The following is a 15,803-nucleotide window of genomic DNA, read 5'->3' as shown; positions in this document are numbered from 1 at the left end:
TTCGGCCTCGGTGGGGGTCCCCTGGGGTCCCTCCCGGCGAAGCCAGGGGGAGGAGCGAGGCGGAGGACCCCCAGCTGTACGGGAGACTGTGACCATGTCTGTGCTTTGGGGCCGCGCCGTAGCGGCAGTGGGGGTCGGGGGAGCGGCGGGGCTGCTCGCATTGGCGTCGGCGACGGGGGTCGCCGCGGCGGCGCCCGGAGCGGCGGCCGGGGGCGAGGAGGGCCAGGGATCCTTCCGCATCAAGGACCCCCGCATCACCGAGTCGAGCGGGCTGGCGGCGAGCCGTACGCACAAGGGCGTCTACTGGACGCACAACGACTCCGACGACGGCCCGTACATCTACGCCGTCGACTCCTCCACCGGCAGGACCGTCGCCACCGTCACCCTCAAGGGCATCGACCCGCGTGATCTGGAGGCGATCTCCACCGGTCCCGGCGGCGACGTGTATGTCGGCGACATCGGCGACAACCTGAACGGCGGCTGGAGCGAGGTGTGGATCTACCGCTTCCAGGAACCGAAGAAACTCGGCGACGTGACGGTGACCCCCACCCGCTACACGGTGCGCTACGCCGACGGTCCGCGCGACGCCGAGTCGCTGATGGTCCATCCGAAGACCGGCCGGGTCTACATCGCCAGCAAGAGCCAGAACAAGAAGGGTGCGATCTACGCCGGGCCCGAACAGCTGTCGCCGTCCGGCGTGAACACCTTCAGCCGCGTCGCCCGTACGGAGGTCTGGGCGACGGACGGCGCCTTCTCACCGGACGGGACGCGGCTGGTCCTGCGCGGCTACTTCGGCGGCGAGATGTTCCGCTGGCGCAACGGGAAACCGGCGGCGTTGGACACTCCCGTCAGCGTGCCCGTGGCCGGGCAGGGCGAGTCGGTGACCTTCACCGGCGACGGGCGCACGCTGATGTGCGGCTCGGAGGGCAAGGGCAGCACCGTCGACCCGCTGGAACTGGACGGGGAGTTGCTGCCGGACAGCGTGCCGGCCGGTGAGCGCGAGGCGGACGGCGGAGCGAAGGGCGGTGGCGCCGCGAGCGGCGGTGACGACGGGGAGCTCGACGAGAAGAAGGTCGTCATCGGCGGGACGGCGGTCGCGATCGTCGTCGTGCTGTGGACGATGCTGCGGCGGCTGTTCCGGCGCCGCGGCTGATCCCGGCCGAGCGGTCCCGGAGCTGAGCCCGCCCACTCCGGCCGCCCTGAAGCGGGCGATCGGCGGCGACCGCATCGAGGTGACGGTCCGTGAGGCCGCTGGCAGCTGGATCGAGCAGGACTCGGCGCTGATGGCGCTGGTGTGGCCCGTGGCCGTCACGGCGATCTTCCTGCCGCTCGCGGTGCGGAGGTTCCAGCGGCTGTCGGGCTGACGCCGCGGCGCGCATGAGACGGGCCCGGATGCCGTCCCGTCCGGCACCCGGGCCCGTCCCGCGTCGGAGCCTGCTGCTACAGGTTTCTCGAACTACAGGTTCTCGATCACGTAGTCCACGCAGCGCGTGAGCGCCTCGACGTCCGAGGGCTCGACCGCGGGGAACATCGCGACGCGCAGCTGGTTGCGGCCCAGCTTCCGGTAGGGCTCGGTGTCGACCACGCCGTTGGCGCGCAGCACCTTCGCCACCGCGGCGGCGTCGACGTCCTCGTTGAAGTCGATCGTGCCGACGACCTGCGAACGCTGCGCCGGGTCCGAGACGAAGGGCGAGGCGAACTTGGCGTCCTCGGCCCACCCGTAGAGCGTCCGCGAGGACGTGGCCGTGCGGCGCACCGCCCAGTCCAGACCGCCCTGGCCGTTGATCCACTCCAGCTGGTCGTTCAGCAGGAAGAGCGTGGTGACGCCGGGGGTGTTGTACGTCTGGTTCTTGCGCGAGTTGTCGATCGCGGTCTTCAGGTCGAGGAACGCGGGGATGTGCCGGTCGGACGCGGCGATGCGCTCGGCGCGCTCGATGGCCGCCGGTGAGAAGACGCCGATCCACAGGCCGCCGTCGGAGGCGAAGGACTTCTGCGGGGCGAAGTAGTAGACGTCGCTCTCGCGCACGTCGACCGGAAGCCCGCCCGCGCCGGATGTCGCGTCCACGAGCACCAGCGAGCCCTCTTCGGCACCGGCCACGCGGGCGATGGGCATCGCCACGCCCGTCGAGGTCTCGTTGTGGGTGAAGGCGTACACGTCGGTGCCGGCCTCGGCCCGGGCGGCCGGGTGGGTGCCGGGCTCCGACTCGATCACGGTGGGCGCGCCCAGCCACGGGGCCTGCTTGGAGGCCTTGGCGAACTTGCTGGAGAACTCGCCGAAGGAGAGGTGCTGCGACCTGGAGTCGATCAGGCCGTGCGTCGCGATGTCCCAGAAGGCGGTCGTCCCGCCGTTGCCGAGGACCACCTCGTAGTCCTCCGGCAGCTGGAACAGCTCCTTGACGCCCTCACGCACCCTGCCGACCAGGTTCTTGACCGGGGCCTGGCGGTGTGAGGTTCCGAGAAGCGACGTGCCGGTGGCAGCGAGCGCGCTCAGCGCCTCCGTACGCACCTTGGACGGGCCCGAGCCGAATCGACCGTCGGCGGGCTTGATGTCTGCGGGAATCTGGAGATCAGCCACACGTGAAGGGTAGTGCGTCCCTCCACACGGAACGGCAGGAGGTCCACCGGGTGAGACGCACGGGCCCGGGATCGTGCGGAAGCCCCTCCACGGAGGGCATGTACCCCCGTGGAGGGGCCGGTAGCGGAGCTGTGTTTCTCAACCGTCGCCACCTTCATCGCGCACAGCGCTGCGGGATGCACCGGCACGGGTCTCCGTTCACGCTGTGTTCAATCGTGGTACAGGGCAACGTCTGCGCGAGATGTTGCGCACCGTTCGGCCGCGCGGGTCGACACCTCGCTCACGGCGGGCCGGGAGCGATCACGACGCGGTCGTCGGAGGGATGGTTCTCGACGGACCGGGAAGGGGCGCCGCTCAGCTCCTCCTGGACCAGCCGGTGCAGCCGTCCCGCACTCAACCGGTAGAAGCGGCGCTGGGTGCGGCGGCCGAACAGGGCGAAGCCGAGCCGGACGACCGGATTGCGGATGGGTGCCCGCCGCGAGTAGCCCGTGATGACGAAGGACACCTCGCCCGTGTGCAGATACTTGACGACTTCGTAGCGCAGTTCGCCCTGTTCGAGGTGCCCCTGGAGTGTCCGGTAGCCCCACCCCCACACCCGGCGGGCCGTCCTCCCCGCGCCCAGGGTCTCGTCGGTGACGGAGGTGACCCGTACTCCCATGTCGAAGCGCAGCCCGCAGAAGCGTCCCTCGAGCAGCATGTCGCGGCCCGGCAGCGGGTCGTCGGCACGGAAGAGGGCACGTAGGATGCGCGGCTCGGCGAAGCGGTAGTCACGGACCAGACGGCACGCGGTCTCCCATGTGCCGGCGGGGGCCGGAGCGCCGGGGGCCTCCGCGGGGAGCGAGCGTACGAGCGAGTCGATGTACCAGCCCGTGCCAGGAACGTGGTCCGGGCCGACGGTCCGCGGGCGGCGGTAGTTGACGTCCAGTCCGCCGAGGTCCCGCAGTGCCGCGAGAGCACGGTCGCCGCGAAGGCGTCGCTCACGGATCATTCGGGACCGGCCTCGGGGGTCAGTCGAACTCCCTCAGGGACTGGCTCATCAGCCACAGCGTCGGAGCCCACATGGAAACGAACAGCGCTCGGCGCTCCGCGTTCCCCCGCTCGTCCTGATCGACGCTCGCGGCACGCGACCACAGCGCGATGCAGAGGCCGATCGAGCCCCAGGCGGCCGCTTCCAGATGCCAGCTGCGCAGACCGACCTTCCGCAGCAACCGTCCGGTCTCCATCACGACCTCCCGTCCTGCCTGCGGGCAGACGAACCTCGGATGTGGGCGAACTCCTCATATGCTGTCATGAAGGACATGACCGCACCGGATCGGGCCTCTCCGCGACGCGTGACTCTCGGGCGCCGGGCGGGCGTTCTGCTGCGACTCCCCATCGGGGTCCTGCTCGTCTCCTGGCAGTACTTCTGGCGCATCACCGCCCTTCACCGCACCGAGACCAGGGGCGACGCCGGTGATCTGCCGCCGCCGCTGCCGCCGGAGGTCGTGGACGAGCAGACCAAGCCGCTGTCCGACGGTGTCGGCCCGATGTTCCACCGCCGCTTCCGGGTGCGCATCGTGGACGCGCGCATGAGCGCGGGCGACCTGGCCGCCTTCGTGGCCGCGAACCTGAACAGGGCCGCTCCGTGGACCGTCGCGGTCTTCGTCAAGACCCGCGGCCGGGAGGGAGAGCTGTGCGTGGGCGACGAGTACCGCGTGCAGATGCCCGGCCCGTGGGACGGGCCGGTACGGGTGATCGGCCGGGACACGACCTCGTTCACGCTGGGCACGCTGCAGGGCCATCTGGAGGCGGGGCAGATCCGGTTCCGCGTCCGGGCCGTCGACGGTGCGCTCGAGTTCGAGACCGAGGCGTGGTCGCGTGCGGGGGACCGGCTGGCGGACCTGCTCTACAGCCGGCTGCGGGTCGCCAAGGAGATCCAGTTCAACATGTGGGTGCACTTCTGCCTCAACGCCGCTGCCTTCTCCGGTGGGCGCCCCTCGGGTGGGGTCGTCATCGACACCCGCGGAATCCCCGGTGAGCTCTGCCGGGCCGCGGGCGGCCGTTGACCCCGTCGGACACAGGCTGAGCGCGGGCCGCGAACGGGGCGCGCTCCGGGAGCGTCCGTGGGGAGGGTGCCGTTCGGACACGATCACCGTGCACGCTTGAGCCATGGCACAGGCACATGCACAGACGCGGGCCGCGGCAGACGGACAGGCACGGGAGACGGAGCGGATGCGCGACGTCGAGGCGGCGTTGCGCGAAGCGGTACGGGGCGGCGAGGTCGAGTTCGGCACGGGCGCACGCTCGCTGTTCACCATGGACGCCTCGAACTACAGGCGCGTACCGCTGGGGGTGGTCGCGCCCCGGGACCGCGACGACGTGGAGGCGGTGCTGGCCGTCTGCCGCGAGCGTGGCGTGCCCGTGCTGGCGCGGGGCGCCGGCACGTCCATCGCGGGGCAGGCCACCGGAACCGGAGTGGTGCTCGACTTCACGCGGCACATGGACCGCATCGAGTCCATCGACCCCGAGGCGCGCACGGCGCTCGTACAGCCCGGGGTGATCCTGGACCGGCTGCGCGACGCGGCGGCACCCCACGGCCTGACCTTCGGCCCCGACCCGTCCACGCACAGCCGCTGCACCCTCGGCGGGATGATCGGCAACAACTCGTGCGGCTCACACTCGGTCGCCTGGGGCACGACCGCCGACAACGTGCGGGAGCTGGAGGTCACCGGATACGGCGGGCAGCGGATGCGGCTCGCCCGCGGCGGCGAAGGCGTCCCGGACCGGCTGCGCGAGGACGTACGGGCCCTGATCGGCGGGGAGTTGTCGCTGCTGCGGACCGGCTTCCCCGAACTGCCGCGCCGCATCTCGGGCTACGCCCTGGACGAGCTTCTGCCCGAGAAGGGCGAGGACTGGGCGCGGGTCTTCACCGGTAGCGAGGGCACGCTCGGCGTGCTGACACGGGCCACGTTGGCCCTCGTGCCGACGCCGGGGGCGCGTGTGCTGGCCGTGCTCGGCTACGCGGACGAGAGCGCGGCGGCGGAGGCGGCCGCCGGCCTGCTTCCGCACGGCCCCCTGACCGTGGAGGGCATGGCCAACGACCTGGTCTCGGATGCGGCGCGGGCCGGACTCCCGCGCGGCGGCGCGTGGTTGTTCGTCGAGGTCGGCGGGGACGACGAGGCGCATGCGCGGGCGCGGGCCGGTGAGCTGTGCCGCGCCGCCGCCGCGGACGGCACGACCGACCACCGGCTCGTCGTGCCCGCGGCGGAGCAGCGGGCGCTGTGGCGCATCCGCGAGGACGCCTCCGGCACCGCGACGCGCCTGCCTGGCAGCTCGTCCGGGGGATCCGGGCCCGAGGTGAGCAAGGAGGCGTGGCCCGGCTGGGAGGACTGCGCGGTACCGCCGGCCCGACTCGGGGCGTATCTGCGGGACTTCAGGACGCTGCTTGGCCAACACGGCCTGCACGGACTGCCGTACGGGCACTTCGGCGACGGCTGCATCCACGTCCGCATCGACTTCGACCTGATGAGCGACGAGGGAATCCGACGCTTCCGCGACTTCTCGTCGGACCTGGCGGACACCGTCGTCGCGCACGGCGGCTCGCTCTCCGGGGAGCACGGCGACGGGCAGGCGCGCGCCGAACTGCTTCCGAGGATGTACGGGGAGGAGATGGTCGGCCTCTTCGGGCGCTTCAAGGACCTGTGGGACCCGGCAGGCGGGCTCAACCCGGGCATGCTGGTGCGGCCCGCGCGCATCGACGAGAACCTCCGTTTCGAGCCGCTGCCGCGCAATCCGGTGCCGGTCGAGTTCGGCTACCCGCACGACGCGGGGGACTTCTCGGCGGCCGTACGGCGGTGTGTCGGCGTCGCGAAGTGCCGCAACACGGACGCCGGTTCGGGCGTGATGTGCCCCTCGTTCCGCGCGACCGGCGAGGAGCAGCACTCCACACGCGGACGCGCCCGGCTGCTGCACGAGATGCTGGCGGGCGAAGTCGTCACGGACGGCTGGCAGTCGGAGGAGGTGCGCGAAGCCCTCGACCTGTGCCTTTCGTGCAAGGGCTGCCGCAGCGACTGCCCCGTGGGCGTCGACATGGCCACGTACAAGGCCGAGTTCATGCACCACCACTACGAGGGCAGGCGCCGCCCGATGGCGCACTACTCGATGGGCCGGCTGCCGCAGTGGCTGCGCCTTGCCGCGGCGAGCCGAACGGTGCCGCTGCTCAACGCGGCGGCGCGCGTGAGGCCGTTGGCGGCCCTGGCGAAGCGACTCGGCGGCATCGCACCGGAACGCGACATCCCCGCGCTGCCGCGCGAGCCCTTCACTCGGTGGTGGCGCCGGCGAGGACGCGGCGGCGTGAGCGGCGCCCCGGAGGAAGCCCGGGCGCCGGGAGGGACCGGTACGCAGACCGTGCTGTGGCCCGACACCTTCACCAACTACCTCTCGCCGGAAGCCGGTTCGGCCGCCGTGCGCGTGCTGGAGGACGCCGGGCTGCGGGTGAGCGTGCCGGACAAGCAGGTCTGCTGCGGGCTCACCTACGTCTCGACCGGGCAGCTCGACCAGGCCCGCGCCGTCATGCGCCGCACCCTGGACCGCATCGAACCGGCCCTGGACGCCGGGCTGCCGGTCACCGTCCTGGAGCCGCCGTGCGCCGCCGCGCTGCGCACCGACCTGCCCGAGCTGCTGGGCGATGACCCGCGTGCTCACCGGCTGGCCCGCTCCGTACGCACCTTCGCGCAGACCCTGGAAGAGTACGCGCCGGACTGGGAGCCGCCGCGCGTCGACCGCCCCGTCGCCGGACAGACCCACTGCCACCAGCACGCCGTCATCGGCGACGCCGAGGACCGGCGGCTGCGTGAACGTGCCGGGCTGACGGGCGAGTTGAGCAAGGGCTGCTGCGGTCTCGCGGGCAACTTCGGCTTCGAGAAGGGGCACTACGAGGTGTCGGCCGCATGCTTCGAGGACCAGCTGCTGCCCGCCGTACGGAAGGCCGGGCCCGGGGCTGAGCTGCTGGCTGACGGCTACTCGTGCCGTACGCAGCTGGAGCAGCTGGGCGGGCACCGCAGCCGGCATCTGGCCGAGGTGCTCGCCGAGGGGCTGGACGAGGGTCTGCCGGGGGAGCGGGCGTAGGACCGGCTGGTCCCTTCCGGGCCGGGCCGGTCCGCTGCTCGGCCGGCCCTGGCGCCGAGAGCTGCCCCGGACCGCACCTGCCTGACCGCCGTCCGGCGCAGTGAGTTCGGCTGTTTTTGCGGCTGCCGGCGGGGGCCGCGTCGGGACGCGGGTCGAGCGGTTCCAGCACCGGGCTCTGACCACGGCCGGCGCGGCGACCGCACGTCGCGGCTGATCCAGCACGTCGCACATCGCAATCCATTCCAGCAAGGGGAGAGATACACCAGGCGCAAGTCACTCGTGGCCGTCGCGACGGCCGGCGTCCTGAGCCTCGGGGCCTTCGCCCCGTCCGCCCTCGCCCAGCCCTCCGCCCGGGCTTCGAGGCTCCGGGGCTCCGGGGCTCCGGGGCTCCGAAAAACAATCCAAGCATGCTTGCTTGTTTCCTCCGTCGCTGTCACTCTCGTGGTGCCGAACGATCGGAGAAGGGGCGCGCGATGGACGACGCCGGGAGCGTGACGGGAGCCGTCCTCGCGGACCTGCGGGACGAAGGCCAGGCCCTGGAAGTGCTGGTGGCGGGGGCCGAGGCGAAGGCGTGGGCCCTGCCGACGCCCGCGCCCCGCTGGACGGTCGCGCACCAGATCGCCCACCTTGCCTGGACCGACGAGCAGTCGCTGCTTGCCGCCACTGACGAACCGGCCTTCCGTGACGCCCTGCAGGCCGCGATCGCCTCGCCGGAGACCTTCGTCGACGAGGGCGCGGAGGCCGGCGCCGCGCAGCCGCCGGAGGAGCTGCTGAAGCGATGGCGTGCCGGGCGTGACGAACTGCTGCGTGTGCTGGGCGAGATGCCCCAGGGCCGCCGCATCCCCTGGTACGGGCCGTCCATGAGCGTCGCGAGCATGGCGACCGCACGGATCATGGAGACGTGGGCGCACGGCGAGGACGTCGCCGAGGCGCTCGGGGTGCCGCGCGAACCGACCGCGCGGCTGCGTCACGTCGTCCGGATCGGCGTGCGCGCGCGGGACTTCGCCTACTCGGTGCGCGGACTCGAGCCTCCGTCCGAACCCTTCCGTGTCGAACTGGAGGGTCCCGGCGGTGAGTTGTGGGCGCACGGGCCCGAGGACGCGGCGCAGCGCGTGACCGGCGACGCCGTGGACTTCTGCCGACTGGTGACCCAGCGGATACACCGGGACGACGCCGGCGTACGGGCCGAAGGAGCCGACGCACAGCGGTGGCTGGAAATCGCGCAGGCCTTCGCGGGGCCGCCCGGAGAGGGCCGCGCACGGCGGGAGGAGCAGCGGTGAGCGGGGCGGCGGACGTGCTGCGCGTCGGTAACTGCTCCGGCTTCTACGGCGACCGGTTCCGCGCCATGGAGGAGATGCTCACCGGCGGCGAACTCGACGTGCTGACCGGGGACTACCTCGCGGAGCTCACCATGCTGATCCTCGGCCGCGACCGGCTGAAGGACCCCTCGCGGGGGTACGCGAAGACCTTCCTGCGGCAGCTGGAGACGGGGCTGGGGCTCGCGAAGGACCGCGGCGTGCGGATCGTCGTGAACGCCGGCGGCCTCAACCCCGCCGGACTGGCCGGCGCCGTACGGGAGTTGAGCGAGCGGATCGGCGTACCGGCAGCCGTCGCGCACGTCGAGGGCGACGACGTACTGGCGCGGGGCCATTCAGGGGGCCAGGGCAAGGACGGCTGGGGCGGGGGCGTTCTGACGGCCAACGCCTATCTGGGCGGGGGCGGAATCGCCGAGTGTCTGCGCGCCGGCGCCGACGTCGTCGTGACCGGCAGGGTGACCGACGCCGCGCTCGTCAGCGGAGCGGCGGCCGCACACTTCGGCTGGGCGGCCGACGACTGGGACGCGCTCGCCGGAGCCGTGATCGCGGGCCACGTGCTGGAGTGCGGCGCGCAGGCCACCGGCGGCAACTACGCGTTCTTCGCGCAGGAGAACATCGACGTGACGCGCCCCGGCTTCCCCGTCGCGGAGGTCGCCCGCGACGGAAGCGCCGTCATCACCAAGCACCCCGGGACCGGCGGCGCGGTCACACCCGGCACCGTCACGGCACAGCTCCTGTACGAAACGGCGGGCGCACGCTACGCCGGACCGGACGTGACGGCACGGCTGGACTCGGTGCATCTGGCGCAGGAGGGCCCGGACCGCGTCCGGATCGAGGGCGTGCGGGGCGAGGCGCCCCCGCCGCAGCTCAAGGTCGGACTGACACGGGTCGGCGGCTGGCGCAACGAGGTGACGTTCGTGCTGACCGGCCTCGACATCGAGGCCAAGGCCGCGCTCGTGCGGCGGCAGATGGAGGCCGAGCTGGACGCCCAGCGCCCCGCCGAGGTGACCTGGAGCCTCGCCCGCACCGACACCCCGGACGCGCCGGTGCAGGAGGAGGCCAGCGCCATGCTGCGGCTGGTCGTCCGCGACCCTTCGGAGGAGACCGTGGGGCGCTCGGTGAGCGGCGCCGCCATCGAACTGGCGCTGGCCAGCTTCCCCGGATTCCATGTGACGGCGCCGCCCGGAAAGGCCTCCCCGTACGGCGTGTTCGAGGTCGCGTGGGAGGACGCGGGGCAGGTGCCGCACGTCGCGGTGCTGCCCGACGCGTCCCACGTGGACATCCTGCCCCCGGGGAAGACGCAGGAGCTCGCCCCCGTCCCGGAGCCCGCACTGCCCGAGCCGCCGGCGTCAGCGGGAGGGCCCCTGCGCAGGGCGCCGCTGGGCGTGGTCGCGGGAGCCCGCAGCGGCGACAAGGGCGGCAGCGCGAACGTGGGCGTATGGGTGCGCGGGGACCTCGGGGAGGACGCGTGGCGGTGGCTGGCGCACGCGCTGACCGTGGACGAACTGCGCCGGCTGCTGCCCGAGGTGCGCGGTCTGCCGGTCACCCGGCACGTCCTGCCCAACCTGCGTGCCCTCAACTTCGTCGTCGACGGGCTGCTGGGCGAGGGCGTCGCCTCGCAGGCCCGCTTCGACCCGCAGGCCAAGGCCCTCGGCGAATGGCTGCGTTCACGGCAGACGGACATCCCGGAAGGACTGGTCCCGTGAGTGTGCTGAACTCGGCGCTGGACGTATCGGGCGCCGAATATGCCGGACACCGGCGGCAGATGCTGGAGCGGATTGCCGAACTCGACGCGGAGCTGGCCAAGTCGGTCGCCGGCGGCGGTGAGAAGTACACCGAACGCCACCGCAAGCGCGGCAAGCTGCTCGCCCGCGAACGCATCGAGCTGCTGCTCGATCCGGACACCCCGTTCCTGGAGCTGTCGCCGCTGGCGGGCTGGGGCAGCGACTACACGGTGGGCGCCTCGCTGGTGACGGGCATCGGCGTCGTGGAGGGCGTGGAGTGCCTGATCACGGCGAACGATCCGACCGTACGCGGCGGTGCCAGCAACCCGTGGACGCTGAAGAAGGCGCTGCGCGCGAACGAGATCGCCTACGCCAACCGTCTTCCCTGCATCAGCCTCGTCGAGTCCGGCGGCGCGGATCTGCCCAGCCAGAAGGAGATCTTCATTCCCGGCGGGGCGCTCTTCCGCGACATCACCCGGCTCTCCGAGGCCGGAATCCCCACGCTGGCCGTCGTGTTCGGCAACTCGACCGCCGGAGGCGCGTACGTCCCCGGCATGTCCGACCACGTGATCATGGTCAAGGAGCAGTCGAAGGTGTTCCTCGGCGGCCCGCCGCTGGTGAAGATGGCGACGGGCGAGGAGGCCGGTGACGAGGAGCTGGGCGGCGCGGACATGCACACCCGCGTCTCCGGCCTCGGTGACTACTTCGCGCCGGACGAGCCGGACGCGCTGCGCCAGGCCCGCCGCGTCGTCGCCCGTCTCAACTGGCGCAAGGCGCACGGCACTCCGGCGGTTCTCTCCGTGCCTCCGAAGTACGACGAGGACGAACTGCTCGGCGTCGTCCCGGGCGATCTGAAGACGCCCTTCGACCCGCGCGAGGTGGTCGCGAGGGTCGTGGACGGCTCGGACTTCGACGAGTTCAAGCCCCGCTACGGCACGAGCCTCGTGACGGGCTGGGCGCGGCTGCACGGCTATCCGATCGGTGTCCTCGCCAACGCGCGCGGCGTGCTCTTCAGTGAGGAGTCGCAGAAGGCCACGCAGTTCATCCAGCTCGCCAACCAGCTCGACATCCCGCTGCTGTTCCTGCACAACACGACCGGCTACATGGTCGGCAAGGAGTACGAGCAGGGCGGCATCATCAAGCACGGCGCGATGATGATCAACGCCGTCTCCAACTCCAAGGTGCCGCATCTGTCCGTGCTGATGGGCGCCAGCTACGGCGCCGGCCACTACGGCATGTGCGGACGGGCCTACGACCCGCGGTTCCTGTTCGCCTGGCCGAGCGCCAAGTCGGCGGTCATGGGACCTCAACAGCTCGCGGGCGTGATGTCGATCGTCATGCGGGAGTCGGCCGCGGCGAAGGGCAAGCCGTTCGACGAGGAGGCGGACGCCGGGCTGCGGGCGATGGTCGAGCAGCAGATCGAAGCGGAGTCGCTACCGATGTTCCTCTCCGGGCGGCTCTACGACGACGGCGTGATCGACCCGCGGGACACCCGTACGGTCCTCGGCCTGTGTCTGTCCGCCATCCACACCGCGCCCGTCGAGGGCGCGCGTGGCGGCTACGGCGTCTTCCGGATGTGACGCTGTGACGACTGCGACTGCGACTGCGACTGCGACGGCACGTGCGAACGCGACGGGGACGGCGACGGGGACTGGGACTCCAACGGCGAGGCTGCGAGGGGCGGAGTGGAGCGGAACATGATCACATCGGTGCTGGTCGCGAACCGCGGCGAGATCGCCCGGCGCGTGTTCCGTACATGCGCGGAGCTCGGCATCGCCACGGTCGCCGTCCACTCGGACGCCGACGCACGCGCGCCGCACGTACGGGAGGCCGACGCCGCGGTGCGGCTCCCGGGCGACGCCCCGGCTGAGACCTATCTGCGCGGTGACCTGATCGTCGAGGCGGCCCTGGCGGCCGGGGCCGACGCGGTGCACCCCGGCTACGGCTTCCTCTCCGAGAACGCCGGCTTCGCGCGGGCCGTGCTCGACGCGGGCCTGGTGTGGATCGGGCCGCCGCCGGAGGCGATCGAGGCGATGGCGTCCAAGACCCGCGCGAAGAAGCTGATGGGCGAGGCGGGTGTTCCGCTGCTGGAGCCCGTGGCGGCCGAGGATGCCACCGAACGCGACCTCCCGCTGCTGGTGAAGGCCGCGGCGGGCGGCGGCGGACGCGGCATGCGCATCGTGCGTGACCTCGCGGCGCTGGAAGGGGAGATCGCCGCGGCCGGGGCGGAGGCCGCCGCCGCGTTCGGGGACGGCGAGGTGTTCGTCGAGCCGTACGTCGAGCGCGGACGGCACGTGGAGGTGCAGATCCTCGCCGACGGGCACGGGACGGTGTGGGTGCTGGGCACCCGCGACTGCTCGCTCCAGCGCCGGCACCAGAAGGTCATCGAGGAGGCCCCCGCACCGGGGCTGAGCGACCAACTGCGCGACGTGCTGCACGAGTCGGCCGCGGACGCGGCACGTGCCGTGGACTACCGCGGCGCCGGCACCGTGGAGTTCCTGGTCTCAGGTGAAGGTGACGGCGCCCGCGCCTGCTTCCTGGAGATGAACACCAGGCTCCAGGTCGAGCACCCCGTCACCGAGTGCGTGCACGGTGTGGACCTCGTCGCGCTGCAGATCCGCGTGGCCGAGGGCGAGCCGCTCGCCCCGCAGGGTCCGTCTGCCTCCGGCCGGCCGCGGGAGGCACCCCCGGCCCGCGGCCACGCCGTCGAGGCCCGCCTCTACGCGGAGGACCCGGCCCGCGACTGGCAGCCGCAGACGGGCACGCTGCACCGCCTGGACGTACCGGCCGCGCACGAAGGCGGCGGCGTACGTCTGGACAGCGGGATCGCGGACGGCGACGTGATCGGCGTGCACTACGACCCCATGCTGGCCAAGGTCATCGCCTGGGCGCCGACGCGCCGCGAGGCCGTACGCAAGCTGGCCTCCGCGCTGGAACGCGCGCGCGTGCACGGGCCGGTGACCAACCGCGACCTGCTCGTACGGTCCCTGCGTCACCCCGACTTCTCCCCCACGGACTCTGTCGTGGGAGGTGCCCCCAACCGGCCACGCCTGGACACCGGCTTCTACGACCGGAACCTGGACGGGCTCAACTCGCCCCAGGGGCCCGGCGACACGGAGTCGCACCGCCGGCTCGCCGCACTCGCCGCCGCGCTGGCCGACGCCGAACGCACGAGGGAAGCCGGCGGCACCGTGTCGGCACGGCTGGGCGGCTGGCGCAACGTGCCCGCACACCCCCAGTCGAAGACGTTCCGTGCGGAGCCCTCCCAGGAGGAGACCGAGGTCCGCTACCGCCTCACGCGGGACGGACTGAGCCTGGAGGACGGCGAGTTCGCCGGCGCGGAGGTGCGCCTGCTGGAGTCGGCCCCGGACCGCGTCCGTCTCGAAGTGGACGGCGTACGCCGGGACTTCGAGGTGGCCCGCTACGGGGACGACGGCTCGCACGTGTACGTCGACGCGCCCCCGCCCCTGGGCTCCCACGCCTTCACGGCGCTGCCCCGGCTGCGCGAGCCCGGCACGGCGAACGAGCCCGGCTCGCTGCTGGCGCCCATGCCGGGCGCCGTCGCACGCGTCGTGCCCGGTCTGGCCGTCGGAGCCACCGTCAAGGCGGGTGAGCCGCTGCTGTGGCTGGAGGCGATGAAGATGGAGCACAAGGTCGTCGCCCCCGCCTCCGGAACCCTCACCGCGCTGCACGCCGAACCCGGCCGCCAGGTGGAGGTCGGCGAACTGCTCGCCGTCGTCACCGAGGACGCGGACGGGACGCAGCCGCAGGCAGGCGAGCCCGCGGCCACCGAGTCCGCGCGACCGGCCTCTCCGGAACAGGCACAGCCCGCACCGCCGGAGCCCGCACAGTCCGCTTCCGTCCCGCCCGCCACGAAGGAGCCGTCATGACCAATGCGCTGCTGGAGACCGAGGAACAGCGTGACCTGCGAGCGGCCGTCGCGGCCCTCGGCAAGCGCTTCGGACGCGAGTACTTCACCGGCGTCGTGGCCGAGGGCAAGCACACGGACGAGCTGTGGGCCGAGGCGGCCTCGCTCGGCTACCTCGGCGTCAACCTCCCCGAGGAGTACGGCGGCGGAGGCTGCGGCATCACCGAACTGGCCATCGTCCTCGAGGAGTTGGGCGCGGCGGGCTGCCCGCTGCTGATGCTGGTGGTCTCGCCCGCCATCTGCGGCACGGTCATCGCACGCTTCGGCACCGAGGAGCAGAAGCGCGAGTGGCTGCCCGGACTGGCCGACGGCAGCCGCAAGATGGCCTTCGGCATCACCGAACCCGACGCGGGTTCCAACTCCCACCGCATCACCACCACCGCACGCCGCGACGGCTCGGGCCCGGGTGCGGACTGGCTGCTCACCGGCCGCAAGGTCTTCATCTCCGGCGTCGACATCGCCGACGCCACGCTCATCGTCGGCCGCACCGAGGACGCCCGCACAGGCAAGCTCAAGCCCTGCCTGTTCATCGTCCCGCGCGACGCGCCCGGCTTCACGCGGAGCCCCATCGAGATGGAACTGGCCGCGCCGGAGAAGCAGTTCGAGCTCGTGCTGGAGGACGTGCGGCTGCCGGCCGATGCTCTCGTGGGGGACGAAGACGCCGGACTCCTCCAGCTCTTCGCCGGTCTCAACCCCGAGCGGATCATGACGGCCGCCTTCGGTATCGGCATGGGCCGCCACGCCATCGACCGCGCGCTGGACTACGCCCGTACGCGCCAGGTGTGGAAGGAGCCCATCGGCAGCCACCAGGCCATCGCCCATCCGCTGGCACAGGCCCACATCGAGCTGGAACTCGCCCGGCTGATGATGACCAAGGCGGCCGCCCTCTACGACGCCGGGGACGACATGGGCGCCGGCGAAGCGGCCAACATGGCCAAGTACGCCGCCGGTGAGGCGTGTGTGAGGGCCGTCGACCAGGCTGTCCACACCCTCGGCGGCAACGGGCTCACCCGTGAGTACGGCCTCGCGTCCATGATCACAGCGGCGCGGGTCGGACGCATCGCACCGGTCAGCCGGGAGATGGTGCTCAACTTCGTCTCCCACCAGACGCTCGGCCTGCCCAAGTCGTACTGAGCGGGCGCGGGGGAGTGTCC

Annotated in this window: 11 protein-coding genes and 1 pseudogene; 9 read left to right on the top strand and 3 right to left on the bottom strand. The window is 72.3% G+C overall.

The features are described from left to right. The first annotated feature begins 94 nt into the window (after nt 1-94). The gene (locus I004_RS0118385; RefSeq protein WP_051345152.1) at nt 95-1,153 is read left to right on the top strand and encodes a hypothetical protein; all 1,059 of its coding nucleotides are present in this window, start codon (nt 95-97) and stop codon (nt 1,151-1,153) included. A gap of 100 nt (nt 1,154-1,253) precedes the next feature. Further along, nucleotides 1,254-1,364, top strand: a pseudogene (locus I004_RS39060) (ABC transporter permease); the annotation flags it as partial. Nucleotides 1,365-1,456: 92 nt separating this feature from the next. On the opposite strand, the gene serC reads toward I004_RS39060, so the two are convergent. From serC to I004_RS0118365, 3 genes are all read right to left on the bottom strand, one after another. Beyond that, entirely contained in the window at nt 1,457-2,575 is a 1,119-nt protein-coding gene (serC, locus tag I004_RS0118375; RefSeq protein WP_028436701.1) for a phosphoserine transaminase, read from the bottom strand. Nucleotides 2,576-2,855: 280 nt separating this feature from the next. Then, nucleotides 2,856-3,563 (bottom strand): DUF1990 family protein, encoded by a 708-nt coding sequence (locus I004_RS0118370; protein WP_028436700.1) that lies wholly within the window; start codon nt 3,561-3,563, stop codon nt 2,856-2,858. A 19-nt stretch (nt 3,564-3,582) separates the two neighbouring features. Further along, a complete protein-coding gene (locus I004_RS0118365) occupies nt 3,583-3,798 on the bottom strand; it encodes a hypothetical protein (protein WP_028436699.1) in 216 nt (71 codons plus the stop codon). Between the two features lie 75 nt (nt 3,799-3,873). Between I004_RS0118365 and I004_RS34680 the strand changes: the two genes are divergently transcribed. From I004_RS34680 to I004_RS0118330, 7 genes are all read left to right on the top strand, one after another. Beyond that, nucleotides 3,874-4,620 carry a DUF1990 family protein gene (locus tag I004_RS34680; RefSeq protein ID WP_051345183.1) on the top strand — a complete coding sequence of 249 codons (747 nt, stop codon included), beginning with the start codon at nt 3,874-3,876 and terminating at the stop codon, nt 4,618-4,620. 166 nt (nt 4,621-4,786) lie between these two features. Next, on the top strand, nt 4,787-7,681 hold the full coding sequence (locus tag I004_RS0118355; RefSeq protein WP_028436698.1) for an FAD-binding and (Fe-S)-binding domain-containing protein: 2,895 nt from the start codon (nt 4,787-4,789) through the stop codon (nt 7,679-7,681). Nucleotides 7,682-8,154: 473 nt separating this feature from the next. Continuing rightward, nucleotides 8,155-8,961: a TIGR03084 family metal-binding protein gene (locus I004_RS0118350; RefSeq protein WP_028436697.1), complete on the top strand. Its 807-nt coding sequence runs from the start codon at nt 8,155-8,157 to the stop codon at nt 8,959-8,961. Continuing rightward, the gene (locus tag I004_RS0118345) at nt 8,958-10,703 is read left to right on the top strand and encodes an acyclic terpene utilization AtuA family protein (RefSeq protein WP_028436696.1); all 1,746 of its coding nucleotides are present in this window, start codon (nt 8,958-8,960) and stop codon (nt 10,701-10,703) included. Before I004_RS0118350 ends, I004_RS0118345 begins: the two co-directional genes overlap by 4 nt. Then, complete coding sequence (locus I004_RS0118340) at nt 10,700-12,301, top strand: carboxyl transferase domain-containing protein (protein WP_028436695.1); 1,602 nt, start codon at nt 10,700-10,702, stop codon at nt 12,299-12,301. Before I004_RS0118345 ends, I004_RS0118340 begins: the two co-directional genes overlap by 4 nt. 117 nt (nt 12,302-12,418) lie before the next feature. Beyond that, on the top strand, nt 12,419-14,611 hold the full coding sequence (locus I004_RS34675; protein ID WP_078511403.1) for an ATP-binding protein: 2,193 nt from the start codon (nt 12,419-12,421) through the stop codon (nt 14,609-14,611). Then, complete coding sequence (locus tag I004_RS0118330; RefSeq protein ID WP_028436694.1) at nt 14,608-15,783, top strand: acyl-CoA dehydrogenase family protein; 1,176 nt, start codon at nt 14,608-14,610, stop codon at nt 15,781-15,783. The genes I004_RS34675 and I004_RS0118330 overlap by 4 nt, the downstream gene beginning before the upstream one ends. Nucleotides 15,784-15,803: the final 20 nt, after the last annotated feature.

The organism is Streptomyces sp. TAA486 (assembly GCF_000426165.1).
Note: the sequence above shows the minus strand (reverse complement) of the source record. Positions and strands in the feature narration are given on the sequence as shown.